Here is a 24,691-nt window from a genome sequence, read left to right as displayed (position 1 = left end):
TTTCGCGGTGTCGGGGTCGGGGTCGAACACTCCCCCGGTCCCTGTCCGGGCGGATTTCAGGGTTCGGCCAGGGTCGTCCCGACTGCCATCGGCGGCCCGCGCCGGGCAGCATGGACGCATGACAGATCACGAGCACGCCGCGACGGGTCCGGGACCCGGCTCCGGCCCCGGCCCGGCAGCGGGCGGCGGGCCGCAGGACGCCGTGCCCGCCGCGGGTGCCGCGTCGTCGCCGGGTGCCACGTCGTCGGGTGCCGCACCGGGCGACACCCTCACGGCCGCGCCTCCGCACCGGTTCCGACGGGACCGGCGGTTCAAGGTGCTCGCGGGGGTGTGCGCGGGGCTCGGGCGGCAGTGCGACATGGACCCGGTGATCTTCCGGATCACCCTCGCGGTGCTCTCGGCGACGGGCGGCATCGGCCTCATCTTCTACGGCTTCGCCTGGCTCTTCGTCCCGTACGACGACGAGGAGGAGAACGAGGTCCGCAAGCTCTTCACCGGCCGGGTCGACGGCCAGGCCCTGGCGGCCGTGCTGTTCGCGCTGGTCGGCTGCGGTGTGTTCCTGTCGATGCTGAGCAACGCCAGTGTGCTCACCTTCGCCGTCGTCCTCTCCCTCCTGCTGGCGGGCGCGGGGTACTGGTCGCAGCAGCGCGGCGCCCCCGACCCCGACCCGCTGGCCGCCCAGGCCGTCGCCGACGCCCCGCCGGAGGCCCAGGCACCGCCGGTGCCCGCCGCCTACCCCTCCTGGTGGCGCGACCCGATCGTCAAGGACGGCACCCACGTCGGTGGCACCGGCTATCTCTGGGGCCCCGGCGACTCCCGCACCCGCGACATCACGGACGCGGTCCACATCAGCCTCGGCCCTTCGTACCCGCACTGGCCCCAGGATCTGCGGCCCCCGCGCCCGCCCGCCCCGAAGCACCTCGGTCCGCGCTGGATCGGCGGCTGGGTCTTCCTGCTCGCCCTGCTCGCGGGTGCGCTCGGCGCCGCCTCGCGATGGGACGACCAGGCGCTCGGCACCAGCCTGCAGATGGGTCTGGCCTGTGCGCTCGTGGTCTTCGGCCTGGGGATAGCGGTCAGCTCGTTCCTGGGGCGCACGGGGGCGGGCTCGGTGTTCCTCGCGATCGTCACGGCCGGCCTGCTCGCCGCCTCGGCGGCCCTGCCCAAGGACCTCACCACCCACTGGGAACGCCTGACCTGGCAGCCCACGGCGGTGGCCCAGGTGCAGCCGAACTACGACCTGGGGAACGGCGTGGGCACGCTCGACCTGACCCGGCTGCGGCTGGCCAAGGGGCAGACGGTGACGACGCACGCCGAGGTCGGCATCGGGCAGTTGAAGGTGATCGTGCCGTCGGACGTGACGGTGAAGCTGAGTGTGGACGTGGGCGTCGGGGACATCCAGTTGCCCGGTGACGGCAAGAAGGACGTGGACGTGGAACCGGGCAAGCACAAGCAGGTCACTCTGACCCCGGCGACGGGCGCGAAGAGCACCGGCACGCTGGACCTGGACCTCCGGGTCGACGTCGGACAGGCGGAGGTCAGCCGTGCTGCGTCATGAGTTCCGGCCCGGGAAGCTGGTCGTCGGTCTCTTCCTCGTCGCCGCGGGCGTGGCCTACGCCGGGGACGCGGGCGGGCTGTGGGTGACCGAGTGGTTCGCGGCGATCCCCCTGGTCGTCGCCGGCCTGGTGCTGGCCGGCGTGGTGGCGGGCATCAACGGAGCGGTCCGCAGACGACGCAGGGCCGACCGTACGAGCACGGCCGACCCCGGTCCTGAGATATCCGGCTGACGGTTGACTAGCGGTAGCCGCCCGTCCGTTGCCGTCGCCTCGCTCGTAGCGCCGCGTCCAGGGAGAACACGGAGGCGCCCGCGAGGACGAGGGGCAGCCAGGCCATCAGGTAGGCGAGGTCGTTGCCGTAGTAGTACGGGTTGGACTGCCAGCTGACGGTCAGCCACAGGCTGAGGGAGATCAGCGCGCCGCCGAGTGCGGCGATGCGGGCCAGCAGGCCGATCAACGTGCCGATTCCTACGGCGAGTTCACCGAAGGCGATGGCGTAGCCGAAGCCGACGGGATTCTTCAGGGACAGGTCGACCAGGGCCGGGATGGCGGACGAGTCGCGGACCGCGCGCATCGTCTCGCCGACCGAACCGGCGCCGGAGGCCTTCATGAAGTCGCTGTTGGTGAGTTTGTCCAGGCCTGCGTAGATGAAGGTGACGCCCAGGAAGACGCGCAGTGGGAGGAGGGCGTATCGGGTGGCGGTGTCCCGCCAGTTCCCGTCGCCGTCGAGGTACGGGGTTTGCGTATCCATTCGAGTGCCGTGAGTCATCGCCCTTAGCCGCCTCTCGCCCGCCGTTGACCCCTCAACAGACCATACGTACGAAAAGGGGGACCCGCTCAACCATGCTTCGGACAGTTTTTCGGACTTCGGCCGAGTTCGGGCGGCGGTCCGCCGCGTTCTATGGATATTCAGATGTGGGCCCGGATCTGCCGCACAGGGTGCCCGAGGGCTTCGGAGACGGCCGACAACTCGTCATCGCCGAACCGAATGAGGCGTCCTGGGTTCCAGACGGCGATCTCGAAGCGGGCGAAGCCGCACGGCCAGTCGTATTCGAGGGCGTCCAGGGAGGTGGCGGCGGCGCAGCAGGGGGCGGTCACGGCGAGGGTCGGGAAGCCGTCGGGGTGGTGCTCGACCAGGTCGGCTTACCACTCCCTGTCGATCGAGGCGCCGCAGTGGGGGCACCCGATGCGTTCCAGGTTGCCTCCGCAGTCCACGACGGTCGGGGTGGCGTACCAATCGACGTCGATCTGCGGATCGTCGTCGGTGTCCGGGTCGTCCGCAGCAGCATGGTGGCGCGAGGACAGCCGGGTCACCAGGGCCGCCGCGCGCTCGCCGGCCTCCCGCCCGGGCTGCCAGTGGGGGTCGGTCGGGAGGACGGACAGGACGTCGTCGCTCATGGGCCGTCTCAGTCCGTCACGTCGACGACGCAGGCGTTGGTCTCCACGCCCGCCGCGGTCACGACCTGTACTTCCACGCGTCCGGGCTCGACGTCCACGGGGACCGGGACGGTGAGCAGGGTGTCCGTCGGGTTGGAGAAGCCGCCGGTGACCGGGACCAGCGGGACATGGACGTTGACCGGGCCGATGCGGACGACCATGCGGGAGAGCCGGTCCGCGGTCTGGGCGCCCGGGGGCACGAAGCCGGCACCGCGGATCTCGATGTCGTCGCCGGTGCGGATGGGGGCGTCGAGGTCGCCCGCCTCCCGGGAACGCACCACGGAGAGGATGACCGGACGGCCGCCCTCCGCGTACTTGCCGGCCAGGTATGTCGCGGCGGAGATGAGGACCACCACCGCCAGCCCCCAGGGAAGGTCGGGCAGTTGGTCGGGGCGGCGGGCGAGTCGCACGGCCGCGAAGACGAGGGCGACGGCGCTGATCGCGACGTACTGGATGTCTGCGAAGGTGCCGCGGCCGGCGTCGTCGGTGAGGAGGTCGGCCGCGCGCGGGCGGTCGGCGGGGATCTTCTGGAGGCGCTGGCCGAGGACCCGCAGGCCGACGACCCGGCGCACGAGTACGGCGATCGCGCAGACCACGGCGAGGACGGTCACCACACCGGCGCCGCGGGCGAGTTCGAGGCCGGAGATGAGGGCGTCGCGTTCGGCGTGGTCGGAGGCGGCGGCGAGCCGGCCGGCCAGGACCAGCACCGCGTACGCCACGAACAGCACCCAGGACACGGCCACCGCGCGGGAGGTCGACAGCCGGTTGTCCTCACCGATGACCGGGGCCAGCGCCCCGCCGCGGGCCCGGTGGAACCAGGAGGCGGCACTCAGCGCGCCGGCGACCACGAGCGCGGCCAGCAGCCCGGCCGTGCGGGCCGCCGTCCAGCCCGCGCCGATCGCGGTGAGCGCCTGCACCAGGAGCAGCGCGACGAAGCCGCCCCACACGGCGAAGGCCGTGCGGTGCCACAGGCGCGCCAGCCAGGCGCCGCCCTCGGCCCGGCCGCGTTCGGCGACGGCGTCGGCGGACTGGGTCAGTTCGTCCGAGACCCACTGCCGGGAGGCGGACGCCGAGTGCGCCACCGCAGCCGGCAGCCCCTCGCCGGCCGCGAAGCCGTCCCGCTTGACGAGGAACGCGGCGACCGCGCGCCGATGCCCCTCGCGTGCTCCGTGCGGGCAGCCCCCACAGGTGCAGCCACCTCCGTGGGCACCGATGTGCTCGCCGCCCTGTCTCGCCTCCTGCACCGCCACGCCCGACGCCTGCCTTCCCCACGACCCTCATGGACCTCGGCCCTCGACACCGGGCCCTCGTGTTCGGCGACCGGCTCCGAAGCCTTTGGCCACCGCCTTGCAACTCCCGCACGACAACAGCGGATTGTGCCCTACGGGACACGGCTCGCGTCCGGCAGGTCTGGTCAGCGCGGGTGAAGTGAGCGCCGCCGTGTTGACCCGGCTGCGAGAATTTCCCTATGGCCGAGATCATCCAGCGCGACGGGACCTGGGCCTTCGACGGCACAACGGTCAGGATCACACCGGGACTTCACCGCTCCGTGCCACTTTTCCGGCAGACGTACGGCGAGATCGCGGTGCCCCTCGAAGCCGTCGCGGGCGTCGTCTACGAACCCGAACGCAAGCGTGGCCGGCTGCGGCTGAGGCTGCGCGAGGGTGCCGATCCACTGTTGCAGGCGACCGGTGGGCGGCTGCCGGACGCGGCGGATCCGTACCGGCTGATCGTGGACATCGACCGGTCCGGGGTCGCCGAGTACGTGGCGGAGGAGATCCGGCACGCGCTGCTCCTGGACCAGATCCCCAAGGAACCCACCAAGGCCTATCTGCTGCCCGGTCCGCCGGTCCCCGTCTCGGTCCGGTCCTCCGACGGCACGGTGTCCTTCGACGGCGCGCAGGTGCGCATCGACTGGGCGGACACCTCCGAGCGCGTCAAGCGGGCCACCGGGCCGCGGATAGTCGCCGTGGGCGATCTGGTGCAGGTGGAGTGGTTGCCCAACTCCGGTTACGAGGACGGGTTCATGCGGTTCGTGACCCGGGAGACGGTGTTCTCCAAACTGCCGCCGGAGAAGGACCCGTACGCCCTCGACCTGTGGGGCAGCACCCGCCGTGACCTGCTCACCGCGCTGGTGGCGACGGCGGTGACCGCTCGGCTGCCGCATCCGTCGGTCCGTGAGCGGGAGAACGGCGAGTTCACGGACCGGCCCCCGCGTGCGGCCTCGGTTCCGCCCCCGGTCGACCATCACGACGTACTCCTGCGCAGGCTGCGGGAGTTGGGCGAACTGCACCGGGAAGGGGTGCTCACGGACGAGGAGTTCACGATGACCAAGGCGGCGGTGCTGCGCGGTTTCAGATAGGGGGTGTCAGCTGAGGAGGTCGGGTTCGCTGCGGCTGATGTCCTGCCACAGGGGCTGGTAGTTGATCCATGCGACGAGGTCGCCACCGGTCTGTTCGCGGGTGGCGACGGCGAGTTTGTGGTCGATGAGGAGGGGTCTGCCGGCCGCCTTCGCGAGGAGCTGGACCTGGCAGGAGCGTTCCATGGACAGGAACCACCAGGCCGCCGCGTCCACCGAGTCGCCGACGGTCAGCAGACCGTGGTTGCGCAGCACGAGCGCCTTGCGGGAGCCCAGCCCGGCGGCGATCCGCTTGCCTTCCTCGGCGTCGACGGAGACACCGCTGTAGGCGTCGTAGAGCGCGTGGTCCTCGTAGAAGGCGCAGCTCTCCTGGCTGATCGGGTCGAGGAAGTCGCCGAGGGCGGAGAGGGCGCGGCCGTGCACGGAGTGGCAGTGGGCGACGGCGACGACGTCCGGGCGGGCGGCGTGGACCTGGGAGTGCACGGTGAAGGCGGCCTGGTTCACATGGTGGCCGCCCTGGAGCACCTGGCCCTCCGAGTTGGCGAGCACCAGGTCGCTGACGGTGACATGCCGGAAGGGCATCCCGAAGGGGTTGACCCAGAAGCAGTCGGTGAACTCGGGGTCGCGGGCGGTGATGTGCCCCGAGACCCCGTCCTCGAAGCCGAGCCGGCCGAACAGGCGCAGGGCGCCCGCGAGCCGTTCCTTGCGGTGCCGGCGTTCGTCCTCGACCGACTCGTGCATCGGCGGCATGGCGAACCGCAGCCGGTCGGTGGGCAGGGGGGAGGGCGGCGTCGGCCCGTGCATCGGTCCTCCAGCACTGGGTTTGTCGTAAGGGCGAGAAGTTACCGCCGGTCGGTCGAAAAGGGCAGTGCAGGTGGGTAAAGAGGACAGAGGTTGTCGGTTATCGGCGGAACACTCGCCGTATGACAGCGAACTGGGCCACCTTCACCGCCGCCGAACCGGACCTCGCCGCGACCGTCGAAGAGCGGTTCGGCGCCTTCACGCATCACGTCCTCGCGACCCTGCGCAAGGACGGGTCGCCGCGTACGACCGGGCTCGAAGTGCGTTTCCTGGACGGCGAGTTGTGGCTGGGTATGATGCCCGACTCGCTCAAGGCGCTGGATCTGCGGCGCGATGCGCGCTTCGCGCTCCAGGCGAATCCGGGGCCGGGCACGGACACGCACGGCGGGGACGTACGGGTGAGCGGGCGGGCGGTGGAGGTGACGGATGCCGTGGTGAAGGGGGCGTACATGAAGGAGGTGGAACCGCCGGAGCCGTTCCACCTCTTCCGCACCGAGTTGACCGAGGTCGTGCGGACCTACGTCGAGGACGAGAAGTACCTCGTCGTGCAGGTCTGGAAGCCCGGAGGGCCGGTGCGGACCCTCAAGCGGACCTGAGTCCCCGGAGGGCTCACTCCCACTCGATGGTCCCCGGGGGCTTCGAGGTGATGTCGAGGACGACCCGGTTGACGTCGGCGACCTCGTTGGTGATGCGGGTGGAGATCTTCGCGAGGACGTCGTACGGCAGGCGGGACCAGTCGGCCGTCATGGCGTCCTCGGAGGAGACCGGGCGCAGGACGATCGGGTGGCCGTAGGTGCGGCCGTCGCCCTGGACACCGACGCTGCGGACGTCCGCGAGGAGGACCACCGGGCACTGCCAGATGTCGCGGTCGAGACCGGCCGCGGTCAGTTCCTCGCGGGCGATGGCGTCGGCGTCACGGAGCAGGTCGAGGCGGTCCTTGGTGACCTCGCCGACGATACGGATGCCGAGGCCGGGGCCGGGGAAGGGCTGGCGCTGGACGATCTCGTCCGGCAGACCGAGCTCCTGACCGACCATCCGGACCTCGTCCTTGAACAGCTTGCGCAGCGGCTCGACCAGCTTGAACTCGAGGTCCTCCGGGAGGCCGCCGACGTTGTGGTGGGACTTGATGTTCGCGGTGCCGGTGCCGCCGCCGGACTCGACGACGTCCGGGTACAGCGTGCCCTGCACCAGGAAGGCGACCTCGGGGCCCTCGTCCGCGATGATCTCGGCCTGCGCCTGCTCGAAGACGCGGATGAACTCGCGGCCGATGATCTTCCGCTTCTGCTCGGGGTCGGAGACCCCCTTGAGCGCGGTGAGGAAGCGCTCCTCCGCGTCCACGACGACGAGCTTGACGCCGGTCGCGGCCACGAAGTCCTTCTCGACCTGCTCGGTCTCGCCCTTGCGCATCAGCCCGTGGTCGACGTAGACGCAGGTCAGCTGGTCGCCGATGGCGCGCGCGACCAGGGCGGCCGCTACGGCCGAGTCGACACCGCCGGACAGACCGCAGATGGCGCGCTTGTCGCCGACCTGCTCACGGATCGCCGCGACCTGCTCGTCGATCACATTGCCGGTGGTCCAGGACGGGGTCAGGCCCGCGCCCCGGTACAGGAAGTGCTCCAGGACCTGCTGGCCGTGCGTGGAGTGCATGACCTCGGGGTGGTACTGGACGCCGTAGAGCTTCTTCTCGTCGTTCTCGAAGGCGGCGACCGGGACGACGTCCGTGGACGCCGTGACCGTGAAGCCCTCGGGGGCGGCGGAGCAGGCGTCGCCGTGCGACATCCAGACGGACTGCTCGTCGGGAGTGCCTTCGAAGAGGGTGGAGGACGACCGGGAGACGTGCAGGGGCGTACGGCCGTACTCGCGGGCGCCCGTGTTGTCGACGGTGCCGCCGAGGGTCGTGGCCATCAGCTGGAAGCCGTAGCACATGCCGAAGACCGGGACGCCGGCCTCGAACAGTTCGCGGTCCAGGCGGGGGGCGCCCTCCGCGTACACGGACGAGGGGCCGCCGGAGAGGATGATCGCCGCCGGGTTCTTGGCGAGCATCTCGGCGACCGGCATGGTGCTCGGCACGATCTCGCTGTAGACCCGGGCCTCGCGGACGCGGCGGGCGATGAGCTGGGCGTACTGCGCGCCGAAGTCGACGACCAGGACGGTGTCGGGGGCGGGGGTCGCTGACACAGGAGCCTTCCGGCGGTTGGGCGGGGGTCTTGGGTACCGATTCTAACGGGGCCTGCGTGGGACATCTGGTCGTCCCGGGGCTCCGCCCCCGGACCCCCGGGACCTGTGCCCACCCACCGCCCGACCCGGTGGGCTGGATGGGCGCCGTAGAAGCCACCACCCGACCCGGCCCGCCGCAGAAGTGCTGTGGCATACTCGCCCCATGCTCACGCACCCGACCTTCCTCTTTACCTATGGCAACCGGCCCGCCGGCTGCCATGGTCGAGCTGCTTGAGCTACTGACAAGCGACTTTCCAGGCGCCCCGGGCCGACAAGGCCCGGGGCGCCTGTCGTTTCCCGGTCCGTCGGTCCAGGCGCTCCCACCACAAGGAGCCCGGAATGACCACCTCCACCCCCGAGCAGACCATCGCCGACGCCCGAGAGCGGATCGACGCTCTCGACGACCGGATCATCGGGCTGATCCAGGAACGGGTCGCCGTGTCCGCCGTCGTGCAGGAGACGCGGATCGCCTCCGGTGGCCGGCGTGTGCACCTGTCGCGGGAGAACGAGATCCTCGGCCGCTACCGGGACGCGCTCGGCAAGCCCGGCACCTCGCTCGCGATGACGCTGCTCGAACTGTCGCGGGGGCGGATCTGAGTTCGAGCCCCGTCTCACCCGTACGGCGCGTGACCGTCCAGGGAACCGCTTCGTTGGTGGGGGTGTCCGTGCCAGCCAGGGGCGGGCCCGAAAGAACCACGCGTGGCTCGCTGGGGCGATGAGACGTACGGATCGTGCCGTACGTCGTGGGACCTCGCTCCAGGGTCGTGACCGGACGGCAGGGGACAGCAGCCCGGTCACCCAAGAGAACGGTCGGCTCCGGGGACGCCCGGGGCCGCCCGGCGGAAACTGCAAAAATGCACAAAGCCGGATCGAACGGTTGCGGTCGTCGTCTCCATCCAGCACGATGCGTAGAAGCCCCCCGAGTTCACCCCGAGCTCCTCTCTGAGCCCCAAGTCCCGTAGCAGCCAACCGCATTGCGGCACACCGTCCCACCGCCAAAGGTCGAGACCAAGTGCGCGCCCCGTGTGCGCCGGGGCGCCGACCCGGGGCACTTGAGACAACTTGAGACCAGCGGCGCAACCCCCCGGCGCCGCTCCCAGGCACCGGCGCTGCCCTGACGTCGGTGCTGACGGAGAAGGGCCCCGCGGCTCCGTCCCGCGGGGCCCTTCGCTTGCGTTCCTGCGCGTTCTCGCGCGCTCCTAGGTCCGGCTCACCGTCCCGCAGGATTCCTGCCCCTTGCCGATGTCCCGGCTGCGGTCGTACGGGTCGGTCGTCGGGCCCGTGGGTGTCGCGCCCGTGGGGGACGACGTGGCGTCGGAGTCGAACTGCGGGTGCAGATAGCCGTCGTAGACGTCGCAGGCCGAGTTTCCGAAGTCCGCGTTGTTGAGGGTGAGGGTCAGCAGGCCGGGGGTGACCCGGTAGCGGGCGGGGTCGAGGATCTCGGTGTCGATCACCCGGCGGACGATCGTGCGGGCGACCTCGGTGGAGCCGTCGGTCCGGACCAGCGGGTAGACGAAGGTGTAGTCGGCGTGGACGGTGACGCCCCCGCTGGAGTCCTTCGCGAAGGTGATGCGGCCGCGGGTCTTCACCACTTTGCCGACCAGCCGTACGTCCTTGGGGTCGAAGCGGCTGAACAGCAGTGTGGGGTCGTCGGCCTTGTTCGGGGCGGCCAGCGAGGCCTTCAACTGGTCGAGCACCTTGGGCTGCTTCGGGTCCAGGACCGCGAGCACGGCGGACGGGCGGTCGCCGCGGATCGTCTTCGGGTCGAGGTTGGCGGCGACGAGCAGGTTCTTCGTCTGCTGGAGAGCCAGTTCCACCCGGTCCTTCGAGAACGTGCCCACGGCGGTCGCCTTCGGCAGGATGATGCCGGCCGCGCCGTCGGCCCAGCTCAGAGCGGGTGAACCGGCGAACGGCCGGTCCAGGGTGGGTATTTGGGGGTCGACGCTGGAGGGCGCGGCGGTCGGGGCGGCGGTTTCAGGGGCGAGCGGGGACGCGGAGTCCGGATCCGCCTTGGCGCCGAAGGGGTCGCCGGGCAGCAGCGACGGTCTCATCGCGACCACGACGACGGCCACGGCGAGCGGGACGCCCAGTACGGCCCACAGGCGACGCCTGCGCCGGGCCCGCCCGTTCATCTCCTGCCAGGCCGGACCGGTACGCCAGCCCTCGGGCTGCTCGGCCTTCTTCAGTCGTTCGGTGACCTCGCGGGCGCGCGCGGACGGTTCCTTCTGGGCGGAGGCCCGGATGTCACGCTCGGTGTCACGGGCGAACTTGTCCCAGACGTCGTCGGGGATCTCCGGGGTCGAGGACGGTTCCTCGGACGGTTTGTCAGACACCAGGTAGTTGTAGGCGCCCGAAAGCGCGTTCACAAGCAGAACATGGGTGTGACACAGCCCACATAAGAAGCGCGTGAGGATCGACACAACCATTCACAGGTTTCCCGGGTCACACCTGCAGAACAAGGGCCACACCCGCGCCCCACACGCGGAGCCCTCCGACCCAGCGTGCTGCACTGTCGTCGCAGCACTCCGGACTTCTTGAGGACTTCATGAAGCTTCGCCGTGTCATGGCCGCGGTCGCCGCGACGGCCGCCATAGCCCCCCTCGCCCTGCTGTCGGCGCCGGCCGCGTTCGCCGACGGCGGCTCGCCGGACACGTCGTCCAGCAGCCCCGCGGCCGAGGACAGCAGCCCGGCGGCCGACGCGAGCACCCCTGCGGCCGACAACAGCACTCCCGCCTCGGACACGAGCAGCCCGGCGGCGGACACCAGCACTCCCGCCCCGGACACCAGCTCCCCGGCTGCGGACACCAGCAGCCCCGCCGCGTCGGACTCCCCGAGCGGCAGTGCGTCGCCGAGCCCGTCCGCGTCGCCGAGCAAGCCGTCCGACGACTTCGACCCGTACGCGGACTGCAAGACGTTCGACCTGGACGAGAAGCTCTCCGCGTCGATCACCGGGCTGCCGAACAAGATCGTCGCCGGTTCCGGGTGGCACACCTTCAAGTTCGTGGTGAAGAACGCCTCGGACAAGGACCTGCAGAACGTCTGGATCAACGCGCTCACCGAGTACAGCGACGACGTGAACGAGGACTCCTCGCTCATGCTCGACCTGGCCGAGATCCAGCTGAAGCAGGACGGCAAGTGGACCGACTCCTACCAGGAGACCGTCGGCTCCGGCAGCGACGAGACCACGCTGTCCGGAAGCATCGTCGCGGTGCTGCCCACCCTGGAGAAGAAGTCCTCGACCACGCTCGACCTGCGCGTGAAGATCAAGTCCTCGGCCCCCGCGGGCTCGTCGTTCGCGCTGAGCCAGGCGGTGTACGCGGGCAAGGGTGAGTCCTGCTACGTCAACGGCGACTACTACGAGTTCTCCGTCCTCGCCGCCGGCAGCAGCGACCCGGGCGACGTCGGCGACGCCAAGCCGACCGGCCAGAAGCCGACCGGGACCAACGACGTGAAGCCGCAGGGCTCGGTCAACGAGGCCACCGGCAACCTCGCCGAGACCGGCTCCAGCTCCGCCCTGCCGGTGATCGGCCTCGTGGGCGGCGCGGCGGTCGTCGCGGGTGCCGCCGCCGTGGTCATGGTGCGCCGCCGCAAGACCGGAGAGAGCGCGTAACACGTAGCTCGCCCAACACAGAAGGACCTGCGCTCGGAGGGGGGCGCAGGTCCTTCTGTGTGTCTCCGCCTCTACGGCGACTGCCGCTTGTCTTCTACGACTTCGGTGGCACCGTCGGCATCCCCAGGAACGGCAGCCGCAGCGCGCCGAACGCCCCCTCGGGGACCGCCGGTCGACACGGTTCCACCGGCTTCAGCCGTTCGTACGACGCCCCTTGGCGCGGACGCGGGTCCGGCTCCCCCTTGTTGGGCCAGTACGACATCGCACGCTCGGCCTGCGCGGTGATGGTGAGCGACGGATTGACGCCGAGGTTCGCCGAGACGGCCGCGCCGTCGACGACCGAGATGCCGGGGTGGCCGTAGAGGCGGTGGTACGGGTCGATCACGCCGGTCTCGCGGGAGGCGCCGATGGGGCAGCCGCCGAGGAAGTGGGCGGTGAGCGGGGTGCCCATCAGTTCGCCGACGTTGGAGCCCGCGAAGCCGTTGATCTCGGCGGCGATGGCCGCCGCGGCCTCCGAAGCCGCCCTGATCTGCTTGGGGTTGGGGGCGCCGTGACCCTGACGGGCCGTCAACAGCCCCTTCCCCACGCCGTCCTGCTTCAGATACGTGGTCAGGGAGTTGTCCAGCGACTGCATCACCAGGCCGATGATGGTCCGTTCCGACCAGCGACGGTTGGAGAGGGAGCGAAGGACCAGGAGCGGGTGGCGGGCCGCGTTCGCCAGCCAGGCCAGCACTCTCGACGAGCCCTCCGCGTACGGGACCTGGAGGATCGAGAGGCCGCCCATCGAGTTGGAGCCCTTGCCGTAGCGGACCGGCTCGACGTGGGTGTTCTCGTCGGGGTGGATCGAGGAGGTGATGGCGACTCCGCGGGTGAAGTCGGCCTTCGGGGTGCCGGTCGCCATGCGGTAGCGGCGGTCGTTCGTCTGGGCGCCGACCAGCGCCTCCGAGTTGGTGCGGGTGAGTTCGCCCAACTTCTCGGAGAGGTACGGCAGTTGGCCGCCCGCCTTCATACGGTGCAGGAGGGTCTGGGTGCCGTAGGTGCCGGCGGCGAGGACGACCCTGCGGGCCTTGAAGGTACGGCCCTTCGACGACTTCCTCGCGTCCGTGGGCAGGGTCGCCACCGCGTAGCCGCCCTGCGAGTCGTCCGTGACGGACACGACCGTCGTCATCGGGTGGACCTCGGCGCCCGCCTTCTCGGCGAGGTGGAGGTAGTTCTCGTTGAGGGTGTTCTTGGCGCCGTGCCGGCAGCCCGTCATGCATTCGCCGCACTCGGTGCAGGCCTTGCGGGCCGGGCCCGCGCCGCCGAAGTACGGGTCGGCCACCTGCTCGCCGGGCCTGGCCTTCGCGGTGCCGTCGGCGTCCTCGCCGTCGCCGAAGAAGACGCCCACCGGGGCCATGTGGAAGGTGTCGCCCACGCCCATCCGCTGGGCCGCGGCCTTCAGATGGACGTCGGAGGGGGTCATCGTCGGGTTGAGCCGTACGCCGAGCATGCGGCGGGCCTGGTCGTAGTACGGGGCCAACTCCTCCTGCCAGTCCGTGATGTCGCGCCACTGGGGGTCCTCGAAGAACGGTTCGGGCGGGACGTACAGGGTGTTGGCGTAGTTCAGGGAGCCGCCGCCCACGCCCGCGCCGGCGAGGACCATGACGTTGCCCAGCAGGTGGATGCGCTGGAGGCCGTACATGTGGAGCTTGGGGGCCCAGAGGTAGTTCTTCAGGTCCCAGGAGTTCTTGGGGAGGGACTCGCGGGTGAAGCGGCGGCCGGCTTCCAGGACACCTACGCGGTAGCCCTTCTCCGTCAGGCGCAGGGCGGTTACGGAACCACCGAAGCCCGAGCCGACGACGATGACGTCGTAGTCGTAGGTGTCCTGCGGCACATGCTCTCCTCGTTGAGAACCGTTGAGAACCAGGGATTTCTACTTGAGACGCAAGGCCTTCATCACCTTCAGGCTGCGGCTCATGAACTGCGCGTACGCCTCGTCGGTCATTCCCAGTGACGGGGCCATCGGCAACAGCCGCTGCTGGGCGACCGTTTGGGCCTCCGTGTACTTGAGGATGCCCTCGGAGCCGTGGCGGCGGCCGAGGCCGGAGTCCTTCATGCCGCCCATGGGGGACTGGACGCTGCCGTAGGCGGAGGCGTAGCCCTCGTTGACGTTGACCGTGCCGGTGCGCAGGCGGGCGGCGACGGAGCGGCCACGGCGGCCGTCCTTCGTCCAGACCGAGGAATTGAGGCCGTAGGACGTGGAGTTGGCAGCCTCCACCGCCTCGTCCTCCGTCTTGAAGCGGTAGATGGAGACGACCGGGCCGAAGGTCTCCTCGCCGCAGACCGCCATGGGGGCCTCCACGCCGTCGAGGATGGTCGGTTCGAAGAAGTACGGGCCGATGTCCGGGCGGGCGACTCCGCCCGCGATCACCTTGGCGCCCTTGGCGACGGCCTCCTCCACGTGGCGCGTCACCGTCTCCAACTGGCGCTCCCCCACCAGCGATCCCATGTCGGCGCCGTAGGCGAGGGAGGTGCCCAGGCGCATGGCCTTGGTGCGGGCGGCGAAGCGCTCCAGGAAGGCGTCGGCGATCGACTCGTGGACGTACAACCGCTCGATGGAGATGCAGAGTTGGCCGGCGGAGGAGAAGCAGGCGCGGACCGCGCCCGCAGCCGCCTTGTCGAGGTCGGCGTCCTCCAGGACCAACATGGCGTTCTTTCCGCCGAGTTCGAGGGAGACGCCGACCAGCCGAGCCGCCGCGCCCTGCGCGACCTCGCGGCCGGTGCGGGTGGAGCCGGTGAAGGAGACGTAGTCGGCGTGCTTGACGACCTCGGGGCCGACGACCGGGCCCTCGCCCAGGACGACCTGGAAGACGTCGGCGGGCAGACCGGCCTCGATGAGGAGGTCACGGGCCCACAGGGCGGTCAGGCAGGTCTCGGTGTCCGGCTTCATGACGACCGCGTTGCCCGCCACGAAGGCCGGGAGGGCGTCGCCCACGGAGAGTTCGAGCGGGTAGTTCCAGGGGGCGATCTGGCCGACCACCCCGCGCGGGTGGCGGAGTTCGGTGACCTTGGTGAGGGTCGGGACGGCGCCGGTGTGCCGTTTCGGCTTGAGGTAGGCGGGGGCCTTGCGGCCGTAGTGGCGGGCCGCGACGGCGACGGCCTGCACCTCCTCGTGCGCGTGCAGCCGTGCCTTGCCGGTCTCCAGCTGGATCAGGTCGAGGACCTCGGCCTGGCGGGCGAGGACGAGATCGTGGAAGCGCAGCAGGACCGCGGCGCGCTGCCGTACCGGCGTCTGTGCCCACAGGGCCTGTGCGGCGCGGGCCGCGTCGAAGGCCTTCGCCACGTCCTCGGGGGTGGACTCGGGCAGGTCGGCGAGCTTCTCACCGGTGAACGGCGTGTGGTTGGCGGTCCGCCCGGAACCGGCCACACCCTTCGTGAGCTGGGCGACCAGCTCCGGGGTGACCACGTCGGCGGCGGTACGGGCGCCGATGGGGGCCGGCGCGAGGGGGTTTGTGCCGGTCGTCGTTTCCGTACCGGTCTTTTCCGGGGCCTGCGAGTCCGTCATGTGCGGCAGGGTATGCCGCCACGAGGGGTTTGGGTACCCGTCGGTAATCGGGATTCACCAGGCGCTCACACCGCGCCAGCGATCACTGGCAACGAATGCGCTGATCAGGGCGTTGTGCGGGGACGATCAACGCAGGATCGTCACCGGATCACTTTCCCGGGAGGGTGAGCCGGGCTCGGGCGCCCTTGAAGAGCGCGGTGCCCTTCTTCTCCGCGGGTGTGCCCTTGGGCATGTCCACGCGCAGTTCGTACATGCGGTGGTCCGCGGTGCGGACGATCAGGGCCATGGCGCGGGTGGGGACGCCGGACTGTCCGTAGGTGGTGTCTGCCAGGACGGCGTCCTTGTTCCCGTGGAAGCCGGTGCGGGTGTACTGCGGGTTCGCCGTGCCCTGGCCCAGGGCGTGCGCTTGGGCGAGGGGCGAGTCGGCGGCCCTGTCCCATTCGGTGAGGCGGACGCGGAGGGCGCCGGCGCCGTAGGTGACGGTGCGGCTGCCGGCTGCCGCCTGCGTCTCCAGAAGCTGGTACTGGGGTGGGAGGAAGAGGACCGCGTTCATACCGTCCCGCTGGTGGGCGGTCCAGGAGTCCGAGTCCTTGCCGAGGACTCTCTCCAGGACGGTGCCGAGGACGAGGGCCGCCAGCAGGAGCGCCCCGAGGGTGATGAAAAGGGTGCGGCGGGGGCGGGACTTGGGCTTGGGTGCGGGTGCCCGTTCCGGTACGGCGTCGGGGACGGTGGCCGCTTCTTCGGGCTCGGCGTCTGGCACCGCGTCCTGGGCGGCGACCGCCGGCTCAGGTACGTCCTTCCCCGCGGCCACCGCCTCCAGTACGGCGCCGACCTCCTCCGCCCCCGGCCGCTCCTCCGGGTCCCGGGCCAGCATCCGTACGATCAGCGGTCCGAGAGGGCCCGCCCGGGTCGGCTCGGGCGGTTCGCCGGACAGAATCGCGCCGAGGGTGGACTCCACGGTCGTACGGCGGAAGGGGGACGCCCCTTCGACGGCCGCGTACAGGAGTACGCCGAGGGACCACAGGTCGGAGGCGGGTCCGGCGCCGGTGCCGGACATGCGCTCGGGGGCGATGAACTCCAGCGAGCCGACGAACTCGCCGCTGGCGGTGAGGGATTCCTCGCCCTGGATGTGCGCGATGCCGAAGTCGGTGAGGACGACCCGGCCGTGGGGGCCGAGCAGGACGTTGGCGGGCTTCACATCGCGGTGCACTATCCCCACGGCGTGCGCGGCGCTCAGAGCGCCGAGGACGGCGCGGCCGATGCGCGCGGACTCGGCGGGCGCAAGGCGTCCGCGCCCGAGCAGTTCGTGCAGGGACTCCCCGCGCACCAACTCCATGACAATCCAGGGGAGTTGGTCGTCCTCTATGACGACGTCGTGGATGGCGACCGCGGAGGGGTGGTCGACCCGGGCGGCGGCGCGGGCCTCGCGGTAGAGCCGGTGGGCGGCGCGCTGGAACTCCTCGTCCTCCGGGTCGCCGGGCAACCTCGCCTGCTTGACGGCGACTTCGCGGTCCACGAGTTCGTCGAAGGCCCGCCATACGGTACCCATGCCGCCGGAGCCGATCCGTTCCAGCAGCCGGTAGCGACCGCCGACCAGCCGTCCGTCGCGCACCTGTTCGCCGACTTCGCTCATGCCCCATCAGTACCGTGCCGGATACGCCCTTGTCGACGCGCGTCCTACTTCCCGAGCACCAGCGTGTCGCCCGCCCGCCGCACCTCCGCGACACCGCTCCCGCCGAAGTGCGCCGGAATCACCAACTCCCCTTCGTCCGCCGCCCGTTCGAGTACGCGCCGTCGGCTCCGGGCGGCCTGCCGGGGATCGAGGCAGAAGCAGCTGCTGCACTCGGGGTGCGCGATCTGGACCGGGCTGTGCAGCAGGTCCCCCACGAACACGGCCCGTTCACCGCCGGAGGCGACCCGGAGGACGGAGGAGCCGGGGGTGTGCCCGGGCGCGGACTCCAGTGTGAGGTGCTTGTCGACGCGGTGGGTGCCGTCCCACAGGGTGGCCAGCCCGGCGCGGTGCACGGGCGCGACGCTGTCCTCGTAGGTCAGTCGGTCGTCGGGCCGTACCGCGCCGCCGTAGTGGTTCTCGGGGCCGAAGTGGAAGTCGTCGGCGGCGGGGAGGAGATAGCGCGCGTTGGGGAACATCGGCTGCCAACTCCCGTCCACGTCATGGGTGTTCCAACCGACGTGGTCGCCGTGGATGTGGGTGTTGACGACGACGTCGACCTCCTCCGGCCGTACGCCGGCCCGCGCCAGCCGCCCCGGCAGGTCGCCCTGGCTCATGTGGAACAGCGGATTGCCGGGCCGCTCCCGGCCGTTGCCGACGCCGGTGTCCACAAGCACGGTCCGCCCGGCACTGCGCAGCACCCAGGTCTGGAGCGCCACGACCGCGGGCATGTCGTGGTCGTCCGGCCACGCTTCGGGGGGCAGGTCCGGGACGAGGGTCAGGACAGGCACGTAGGGCCTCTCCCACTCGACGACTCGGACGACTTCGACGTCACCGATCATGAAGGTCTGTACGTTGTCCTCGGTCATGGAAATGAGCCTAGGAAGCCGGAGGTGAGTGCTTCAATGCGAGATCTACTCACTCTGATACGCATACAGCTCACCGGCGCACCTCTGCCGTAGTGTGCCCGTATGGACGTGGTGAGCGACGCGATCTCCGCCGTACGGACCGGGCGGGCCTCCTCAAACCGGCTGCGGGTGGGCGGGAGTTGGTGCACGCGGCTGGCGCCGTACGAGGGTGCGGGGTTCCATGTCGTGCTCGCGGGCGGGTGTCGGCTGGTGCCCGACGGGGGCGGTGAGCCGGTGGCGCTGGGCACCGGAGATGTCGTCCTGCTGCCGCGCGGTGCGGGACATGTGCTGGCGGACCCGTCCGGCGATACGACGCGGGCGGTGCCGTTCGAGGAGATGCGGCGGCCGGTCGGGGACGGGCCCGAGGTGGAGCTGCTGTGCGGGAAGTACCGGCTGGACCGGAGCCGTACGCATCCGCTGATGGCGGAGCTGCCGGAGGTGGTCCATCTGCCGAACCGGGTCGGCCGCCATCCCGAACTCCGGGCTGCCGTAGACCTGTTGGCACAGGAGCTGGACGAACGGCGGCCGGGGGCCTGTCTGGCGCTGCCGAGCCTGCTCGACCTGCTGCTGATCTACATGGTGCGGGCGTGGATGAGCGAGGCGGAGACGGGCAGTTGGCCGTCCGTGCTGGGCGATCAGGTGACCACGGCCGCGCTACGGGCGCTGCACTCCGACCCGGCCGCCCCCTGGACCAACGACCGGCTGGCCGCGGCGGCGGGTGTGTCCCGGGCGACGCTGGCCCGCCGGTTCACCGCGCTGGTGGGGCGGGCGCCGATGGCGTATCTGACGTGGTGGCGGCTGACGTTGGCGGCGACCCGCCTGCGGGACACGGACGCCTCGCTGGCAACTGTGGCCCGTGAGGCGGGATATGGGAGCCCGTACGCCCTGTCGCACGCGTTCAGCCGGGAGTTCGGGGTGACGCCGGGAAGGTACCGCGCATCCGGAGACCCTCAGTCCTAGTCGCGGTCGGGATCGTCGTACTCCTCCGCGAGCCGGAGTCCGAGGTCGGACTCCCACTCCAGGGCCCACCGCCGCAGTTCCAAGGTCTCCCCCGCGTCGAGTCCGTGCGCCGCGAACTCCTCGTCGCTCATCCAGACCACGCCCTCCAGCCGGTCCCGCAGGCCGAAGAGGTCGAACTCCGGCCCGGCGCCGCGCAGTCCGAGCTGTTCGAGTTCGATGACGGAGAAGTGGCGGCAGGCCGCGTGCACGGCGAGCACGTCCTGCGGCAGACCGCGGTCGGCGAGCGCGCGCACACTCGCGACCGCCAGGTCCTCGTGACTCGCCGTCTCCGGCGTCCGCACCGCCGGCTCCCCCTACCCCAGCGCCCGGTCAGGCATCCGAGCCGCCCAGTCGCAGCATCGCCAGCCGGGTCTGGTCCAGCACGCCGGCGTAGGTGTGGACCTCGTCGAGCTCACCGCTCAGGTAGTCCGTCCCGGTGCCCGCCGTGGCGCTCCGGCCGATCTGGAGGTCCCCGGTGGGGGTCCAGGTGTCCCTGCCCGTGACGCTCGCCGAGTCAGAGACATAGATGTCGCCGACGTACAGGCGCAGTTGGTCGGTCTTCTCGTCGTAGACCACCGCGAGGAACTCGTCCTCGCCCGCCCCGAACGCCGAGACGGGCGCGGTGACGGTGGTGGTCGGCGCGTCGGCGCTGTCCTCGTGGGCGACCACGGCCTGCCAGGACCTGGACGCGGCGACATAGCGCAGCGTGAACAGATCGGTGTGCTCGCCGGGCTGGGAGAGCACGGTCATGTCGTGCGTGGCCGTGTCCACGTCGATGCGCGCATGGGCCGTCACCGAGAAGCCCGCGTCGGTCGGGCGGACCACGTCCGGCGTGGTGGCGTAGTCGCCGTCGCCGTCCAGGAGGAGGTCGCCGTAGCCCACCATGGGGTAGCGCGCCGGGGTGCAGTCGGGGTTCACGTCGCAGTCGTCGGTGCCCGTGTTGATCGACGCGTCGCCCGCCAGGGTGAGCGGTTCGCCGCCCCCGTACTGGGGGCTGCTGCCGCCGGTCGCCGTCTCCAGGTCCCAGTAGCCCTGGCGCTGCGGGGTGCGCGCGGCGGCGGCCGTGATCTCCTCGGGGACGTACACGCGGTCCCAGACGTTCACGTCGGTGAGCAGACCGTGCCAGTGCGCGGTGCCGTCGGCGCCCCCGGTGTCTCCTTCGGAGCCGAGCCGCAGGGGGCCCGCGCCACCGGCCGCGACGGTGTTCTCAGCCGTCGCGAGAAGGTCTCCGTCGGCGTAGAGGCGGGCCGTGTGCTGCTCGGCGTCGTACACGCCGACGAGATGGGCCCACTCGCCCCGCTCGGGAGCACCGCCGGTGAGGTGTACGGAACCGCCGCTCGCGGTGGGGAGCGCGAAGGACCAAGTGGGCGCGCCGTCCGTGGAGTTGACCGCCAGACCGAGGGTGAAGCCGGTCCGGCTGACGGCGGTCGCGTCGCCGCCGAGGGCGTCCGGGCGGACCCAGGCGTCGACCGAGAAGATCTTCGCCGTGTCCACCGCCGAGTCGAGCGTGGCGTACGCCTCGTCCGTGCCGTCGAACCGGGCGGCGGAGGCGACGCCCGTCCCGGTGGGGCCCTGGGCGTCGGGGGTGACGCCGGTGCCGGTGTCCGCGCCGGAGTCGTGCTGCGGGTCCCAGTGGGTGACCGCGGCCCGGCCCGCCCTGACCCGGACGAAGTAGGTCGTCCTGGCGCTGACGTTCCCCGAGGCGTCGATCGCCTGGGCGTAGAGGTACGTCGGCCCGTTCGTCTGCGGCAGCCAGCGCAGGGAGACCGGGGCGCCGGGCTCGGCCGCCGTGAGGGTCTGCGGCAGGCCGCCCATCCACTCGTAGCGGTACGACACCACGTCGTCGGACGCCGAGTCGATGACGAAGGTGCCGTAACTGCCCACCCCGTCATGCTCGTTCGTGTCGTCCGGGTACTCCGCCGACGAGACGACCGGTGCCTGCGGCGCCTCGGTGTCGCCGGCCGCCGCAGCGACCCCGGTCAGAGCGGCGGTGGTCAGTGCCACGGCCGCGCAGGTCACTCCGGCGCGTCTCCACTCGGACGTCCTCAAAGTCGGTCCCCTCCCAAGATCCGGTAAAGAGAGGATGACCCTAACTGCCTCCACTGACAACGCAATTGAGCGCGGTGAACCCACCGCTCACAGGCTGTCGACGTCCAGGTTGACGATCGCCGCCCTCGCCACCTCGCGGCCCCGGGCCGTGAAGTCGCCCTTGCCCGGATAGCTGATGGTGAGCCGGTACATATCCCCGGCGGAGGTCTTGTAGTAGAGGATCCTCAGCTCGCGGGGAAGGGGGTTCTGGGTGTCGTCGGAGTCGTAGACGACGGTGTTCTCGGCGGACGGTTCGCCCCGGTAGGTGCCGGTCGGCTTCGGGACGGTCTCCTTGGCCTTGCCCATGTCGAGGTCGACGCTGCCGTTGGTCTTGAAGTCGCCGTTGTCCGAGTACATTTCGGCCGCCGCCGAGTCCTTGATGTACCCGTTGGGGTCCTCGGACTTCTTGTCGAGGCTCAGGAAGACCCAGATGCTGCCGCTCGGGTCGGTGTACGTGACCCAGTGGCTCTTGTCCGAAGTCCGGTCGGGGGTGGTCCTCTTGTACGCGGCGGGGACGGCCAGCGTCGCGGCCACGTCGGACTCGTGGTGCTTCTTCCAGCCGTCCGGGAGCGGCCCGGCGAACGGGTTCGCGATCACCAGGTACGCGGCCGCCACCGCACCGGCGACGACCGCGGCGCCGAGCCCGAGCCACGTCCTGCGGCCCAACCGGCTTTTCCCCGGGGCTCGTTGGACGTACCGCACCTCCTGCGTCGACGCCGGAGCCGGCGGGTTCGCCACCGCTTCGAGTACGGCGCGCACCCGGGCCGCGTCCGGGCGGCTCGCCGGGTCCTTGGCCAGCAGCCCTGTGATGAGCTCGGCGAGCGGGCCGGGCGCCGAAACCGGCGGCGCGGGCACGGAGTTGAGGACCGACTGCAGGGTGGCGGGGGTGTTGCTGCGACGGAAGGGGGAGACGCCCTCCGTCGCCGCGTACAGGACCACGCCGAGGGACCACAGGTCGGAGGCGGGTCCGGGGCGCTGACCCAACACCCGTTCCGGCGCGATGTATTCGGGCGAACCGACGAAGCCGCCGGTGTCGGTCAGGTTCGTCTCGCCCTCTGTCCGGGCTATCCCGAAGTCGGTCAGGACGACCCGGTCGTGGCGGCCGAGCAGGACGTTGTCCGGCTTGACGTCACGGTGCAGGACACCCGCCGCGTGCGCGGCTTCGAGGGCGCCCAGCACCTGGAGACCGATACGGGCCGCGTCGCGCGCGCCGAGGGTGCCCTCCTGCAGCACCTCGCCCAGCGAGCGGCCGGTCACCAGCTCCATCACGATCCACGGCCGGCCGTCGACGACGGCCACATCGTGCACGGTCACGACGGCCGGATGGTCGAGCCGGGCCGCCGCGCGTGCCTCGCGGCGCATCCGTTCGAACGCGTTGTCACGTTCGCGTTCGGGAAGATGATCCGGGACGCGGGGTTCCTTGACGGCAACCTCGCGGTCCATCGTCTCGTCCCGGGCCCGCCACACCGTGCCCATGCCGCCGTGCCCGAGCTTGCCGAGCAGGCGGTAGCGCCCGGCGATCAGAGGTCCGGTGCCACTGTCCCGCGAGGGCTGTGGCACCCTCGGTCTCGGCGGTTGCAGAACAAAACTCGTCGTCTCGTCGGACCCGCCGCCCCGTCCCCCGTCGCTGCTCATGGGTCCATCCATATCGCGGCGACCGCACCGGTATCCACAGGGAACGCGTTCCGGTCACACACCCGTGACTCGAACGGTCACCTATCTCCCTTTTGCTCCGGTACGAACATGTCGAGTCACGCCGGTACGAACGTGTCCAGCGCCACGTCGAAGTACTCCTTCGCCTCCCGCACCTTCCCGACCGGCGCCGACACCCACACGTCGTACATCCGGCCGCCCTCCTCCCAGCACAGGTCGTAGGTGTGCCGGGGCCCCTCCGCCGTGCTGAAGCCGTTCCAGGTGAACTCCCAGAGCGCGGCGGGGTGTCCGTAGTGGGTGGTGTCGGTGACCTTGCCGTCGTGGTAACCGGGGTTCGTGTCCGCCCCCTTGGCCGCCGCGCTCTTCATCACCGCGAGCGGGCCGCCCGCGTCGGGGTCGGACATCCTGATGCCGAGCCGGAAGGTCTCCCCCGGCGACATGTAGAAGATCCGCTCGCCCTGCGGGACGCGCGTGAAGTCCTCCGGTACGGCGAGCGCGAAGCCGTCGGGGTCACGGGCGACGCGGTAACCGGAGGGCGCGGTGGGGGTGTTGGCGGTCTTCGAGGGCGAGGGTGAGGCCGAGCGGGTGGGTGACGGTGACGTCGTACCGGCGCTCGTGGAGGTCAACGGCGCCGAACTCACCGGCGAGGAAGCCCCCTTGTCGCCCCCGCGCATCAACAGCGCCGCCGCCGACACCCCCGCACCCGCCATCGCCGCGACCAGTAGCGCGGCCACGAGGACACCGCGGGTGGAACGCCGAGGGGGTGGCACTTCCGTGACGGGGGGTGTGGGTGTCGGTATCGACGGTTTGGGTGGCGGCGCCAACTCCCGGAGCGGAACGTCCTGTTGGGTCGGTGTGTAACCCGGCGTCGGGTGCGCGGCGCGCCCGGCCGCCGCCTTCGGTGTGCGCCCCGTCTTCAGGAAGGCACGCAGCATCCGCTCCGCCTCCGCCGCCCCCAGCCGCCGTTCCGGATCGCGTTCGAGCAGTCCCCGTACGACGGGCAGCAGCGGCCGGGCCTCTTCGGGGGGCCGGATCTCGTCGAAGACGACGGCGTGCAGGATGCCGCCCAACGAGTCGCGCCGGAACGGCGATTCACCGCTCAGCACCGTGCACAGCAGCGCGCCCAGGGACCACAGGTCGGACGCGGGGCCGGTCCGCACACCGGACATCCGCTCCGGCGCGGTGTACTCGGGCGAGCCGACGAACGCGCCGTTCTCGGTGAGCGTCGTGGCGCCCGCGACCTGCGCGATACCGAAGTCGGTCAGGACGACCCGGGCGAAGGCGGCCGGGTCCGGCTCCGACTTCTGGTGCGCTCGGCCGGAGGCGGTCCGGTCGGCCCGGTCGGGGTCCGGCCCGTCGGCGGTGGTGTCCAGCAGCACGTTCGCCGGTTTGATGTCCCGGTGCAGGACGCCCGCCGCGTGCGCCGTGCGCAGCGCGCCGAGCAGGGCGACACCGATTCGGGCGGCCTCGGCGGCGTCGACCGGGCCGTGGGTGTTGATCCGGTCGGCGAGCGAACCGCCGTCGATCAACTCCATGACGATGTACGGCCGTTCGTCCTCCTCCACGACGTCGTGCACGACGATGATGTGCGGATGCCGCAACTGCGCGACCGCCCGCGCCTCGCGCAGCGTACGGTCGCGGTGCTGGCGGGCCTCCTCCTCGGAGAGCGAGTCGTCCTGCGCGATCTCCTTGACGGCGACCTGCCGGCCCAGCAGTTGGTCGGTCGCCCGCCACACGACGCCCATGCCACCGCGCCCGAGCCTGGCCTCCAGGTGGTAACGGCCCGCTATGACACGGAAGTTGTCTCCCGAGGTCCCCATGGACCCCATGATGCCCCACCGGACGGACCCCTT

21 protein-coding genes and 1 pseudogene are annotated in these 24,691 nt (G+C 71.0%); 7 read left to right on the top strand and 15 right to left on the bottom strand.

The annotated features are described in order from the left end of the window. The first annotated feature begins 118 nt into the window (after window positions 1-118). A complete protein-coding gene (locus AB0I51_RS14580; RefSeq protein WP_362974896.1) occupies window positions 119-1,555 on the top strand; it encodes a PspC domain-containing protein in 1,437 nt (478 codons plus the stop codon). Further along, window positions 1,542-1,784 carry a hypothetical protein gene (locus tag AB0I51_RS14575; RefSeq protein ID WP_362974894.1) on the top strand — a complete coding sequence of 81 codons (243 nt, stop codon included), beginning with the start codon at window positions 1,542-1,544 and terminating at the stop codon, window positions 1,782-1,784. The genes AB0I51_RS14580 and AB0I51_RS14575 overlap by 14 nt, the downstream gene beginning before the upstream one ends. A 7-nt stretch (window positions 1,785-1,791) precedes the next feature. Here the strand turns inward: AB0I51_RS14575 and AB0I51_RS14570 are convergent, their stop codons facing one another. The 4 genes from AB0I51_RS14570 to AB0I51_RS14555 all read right to left on the bottom strand — a co-directional run bounded on the left by AB0I51_RS14570 (window position 1,792) and on the right by AB0I51_RS14555 (window position 4,240). After that, window positions 1,792-2,322 carry a DoxX family protein gene (locus AB0I51_RS14570; protein WP_362974892.1) on the bottom strand — a complete coding sequence of 177 codons (531 nt, stop codon included), beginning with the start codon at window positions 2,320-2,322 and terminating at the stop codon, window positions 1,792-1,794. 140 nt (window positions 2,323-2,462) lie between these two features. Next, window positions 2,463-2,651 carry a hypothetical protein gene (locus AB0I51_RS14565; protein ID WP_362974890.1) on the bottom strand — a complete coding sequence of 63 codons (189 nt, stop codon included), beginning with the start codon at window positions 2,649-2,651 and terminating at the stop codon, window positions 2,463-2,465. Between the two features lie 45 nt (window positions 2,652-2,696). Continuing rightward, window positions 2,697-2,951 (bottom strand): hypothetical protein, encoded by a 255-nt coding sequence (locus AB0I51_RS14560; RefSeq protein ID WP_362974888.1) that lies wholly within the window; start codon window positions 2,949-2,951, stop codon window positions 2,697-2,699. Window positions 2,952-2,959: 8 nt separating this feature from the next. Then, window positions 2,960-4,240, bottom strand: coding sequence for a hypothetical protein (locus AB0I51_RS14555; protein WP_362974886.1), 1,281 nt, complete (start codon window positions 4,238-4,240; stop codon window positions 2,960-2,962). A 218-nt stretch (window positions 4,241-4,458) separates the two neighbouring features. On the opposite strand from AB0I51_RS14555, the gene AB0I51_RS14550 reads away from it, so the two are divergent. Next, window positions 4,459-5,352, top strand: coding sequence for a DUF4429 domain-containing protein (locus AB0I51_RS14550; protein WP_362974884.1), 894 nt, complete (start codon window positions 4,459-4,461; stop codon window positions 5,350-5,352). A 6-nt stretch (window positions 5,353-5,358) separates the two neighbouring features. Here AB0I51_RS14550 and AB0I51_RS14545 read toward each other — a convergent pair whose 3' ends face one another. Then, window positions 5,359-6,153, bottom strand: a complete 795-nt coding sequence (locus tag AB0I51_RS14545; protein WP_019066785.1) for a class II aldolase/adducin family protein — start codon at window positions 6,151-6,153, stop codon at window positions 5,359-5,361. A gap of 119 nt (window positions 6,154-6,272) precedes the next feature. On the opposite strand from AB0I51_RS14545, the gene AB0I51_RS14540 reads away from it, so the two are divergent. Further along, window positions 6,273-6,746 carry a pyridoxamine 5'-phosphate oxidase family protein gene (locus AB0I51_RS14540; RefSeq protein WP_362974881.1) on the top strand — a complete coding sequence of 158 codons (474 nt, stop codon included), beginning with the start codon at window positions 6,273-6,275 and terminating at the stop codon, window positions 6,744-6,746. A 13-nt stretch (window positions 6,747-6,759) separates the two neighbouring features. Here the strand turns inward: AB0I51_RS14540 and guaA are convergent, their stop codons facing one another. After that, complete coding sequence (gene guaA / locus AB0I51_RS14535; RefSeq protein WP_362974879.1) at window positions 6,760-8,328, bottom strand: glutamine-hydrolyzing GMP synthase; 1,569 nt, start codon at window positions 8,326-8,328, stop codon at window positions 6,760-6,762. Window positions 8,329-8,700: 372 nt separating this feature from the next. Between guaA and AB0I51_RS14530 the strand changes: the two are divergent. Beyond that, window positions 8,701-8,964, top strand: a pseudogene (locus AB0I51_RS14530) (chorismate mutase); the annotation flags it as partial. A gap of 602 nt (window positions 8,965-9,566) precedes the next feature. Here the strand turns inward: AB0I51_RS14530 and AB0I51_RS14525 are convergent. Further along, on the bottom strand, window positions 9,567-10,733 hold the full coding sequence (locus tag AB0I51_RS14525) for a hypothetical protein (RefSeq protein ID WP_362974877.1): 1,167 nt from the start codon (window positions 10,731-10,733) through the stop codon (window positions 9,567-9,569). Window positions 10,734-10,912: 179 nt separating this feature from the next. Between AB0I51_RS14525 and AB0I51_RS14520 the strand changes: the two genes are divergently transcribed. Beyond that, complete coding sequence (locus AB0I51_RS14520; protein ID WP_362974875.1) at window positions 10,913-11,977, top strand: LAETG motif-containing sortase-dependent surface protein; 1,065 nt, start codon at window positions 10,913-10,915, stop codon at window positions 11,975-11,977. 94 nt (window positions 11,978-12,071) lie between these two features. Here AB0I51_RS14520 and AB0I51_RS14515 read toward each other — a convergent pair whose 3' ends face one another. From AB0I51_RS14515 to AB0I51_RS14500, 4 genes are all read right to left on the bottom strand, one after another. Then, complete coding sequence (locus AB0I51_RS14515; RefSeq protein ID WP_362974873.1) at window positions 12,072-13,850, bottom strand: GMC family oxidoreductase; 1,779 nt, start codon at window positions 13,848-13,850, stop codon at window positions 12,072-12,074. Window positions 13,851-13,889: 39 nt separating this feature from the next. Beyond that, a complete protein-coding gene (locus tag AB0I51_RS14510) occupies window positions 13,890-15,521 on the bottom strand; it encodes a succinic semialdehyde dehydrogenase (protein ID WP_362974871.1) in 1,632 nt (543 codons plus the stop codon). A 148-nt stretch (window positions 15,522-15,669) separates the two neighbouring features. Continuing rightward, window positions 15,670-17,154 carry a protein kinase gene (locus AB0I51_RS14505; protein WP_362974869.1) on the bottom strand — a complete coding sequence of 495 codons (1,485 nt, stop codon included), beginning with the start codon at window positions 17,152-17,154 and terminating at the stop codon, window positions 15,670-15,672. Between the two features lie 44 nt (window positions 17,155-17,198). Continuing rightward, window positions 17,199-18,059, bottom strand: a complete 861-nt coding sequence (locus tag AB0I51_RS14500) for an MBL fold metallo-hydrolase (RefSeq protein WP_362974867.1) — start codon at window positions 18,057-18,059, stop codon at window positions 17,199-17,201. A 102-nt stretch (window positions 18,060-18,161) separates the two neighbouring features. On the opposite strand from AB0I51_RS14500, the gene AB0I51_RS14495 reads away from it, so the two are divergent. Then, window positions 18,162-19,058, top strand: coding sequence for an AraC family transcriptional regulator (locus tag AB0I51_RS14495; protein ID WP_362974865.1), 897 nt, complete (start codon window positions 18,162-18,164; stop codon window positions 19,056-19,058). Here AB0I51_RS14495 and AB0I51_RS14490 read toward each other — a convergent pair. The 4 genes from AB0I51_RS14490 to AB0I51_RS14475 all read right to left on the bottom strand — a co-directional run bounded on the left by AB0I51_RS14490 (window position 19,055) and on the right by AB0I51_RS14475 (window position 24,658). Further along, entirely contained in the window at window positions 19,055-19,399 is a 345-nt protein-coding gene (locus tag AB0I51_RS14490; protein WP_362974863.1) for a hypothetical protein, read from the bottom strand. The genes AB0I51_RS14495 and AB0I51_RS14490 overlap by 4 nt on opposite strands. Before the next feature lie 28 nt (window positions 19,400-19,427). Continuing rightward, the gene (locus AB0I51_RS14485) at window positions 19,428-21,101 is read right to left on the bottom strand and encodes a LamG domain-containing protein (protein WP_362974861.1); all 1,674 of its coding nucleotides are present in this window, start codon (window positions 21,099-21,101) and stop codon (window positions 19,428-19,430) included. Window positions 21,102-21,233: 132 nt separating this feature from the next. Beyond that, on the bottom strand, window positions 21,234-22,820 hold the full coding sequence (locus AB0I51_RS14480; protein ID WP_362974859.1) for a serine/threonine-protein kinase: 1,587 nt from the start codon (window positions 22,818-22,820) through the stop codon (window positions 21,234-21,236). A 116-nt stretch (window positions 22,821-22,936) separates the two neighbouring features. Beyond that, window positions 22,937-24,658, bottom strand: coding sequence for a serine/threonine-protein kinase (locus AB0I51_RS14475; RefSeq protein WP_362974857.1), 1,722 nt, complete (start codon window positions 24,656-24,658; stop codon window positions 22,937-22,939). Between the last annotated feature and the right edge of the window lie 33 nt (window positions 24,659-24,691).

Origin of the sequence: Streptomyces sp. NPDC050549, from assembly GCF_040655035.1 — a bacterium.
Classification (GTDB): domain Bacteria; phylum Actinomycetota; class Actinomycetes; order Streptomycetales; family Streptomycetaceae; genus Streptomyces.
This window is presented reverse-complemented; position numbering and strand designations above follow the sequence as displayed.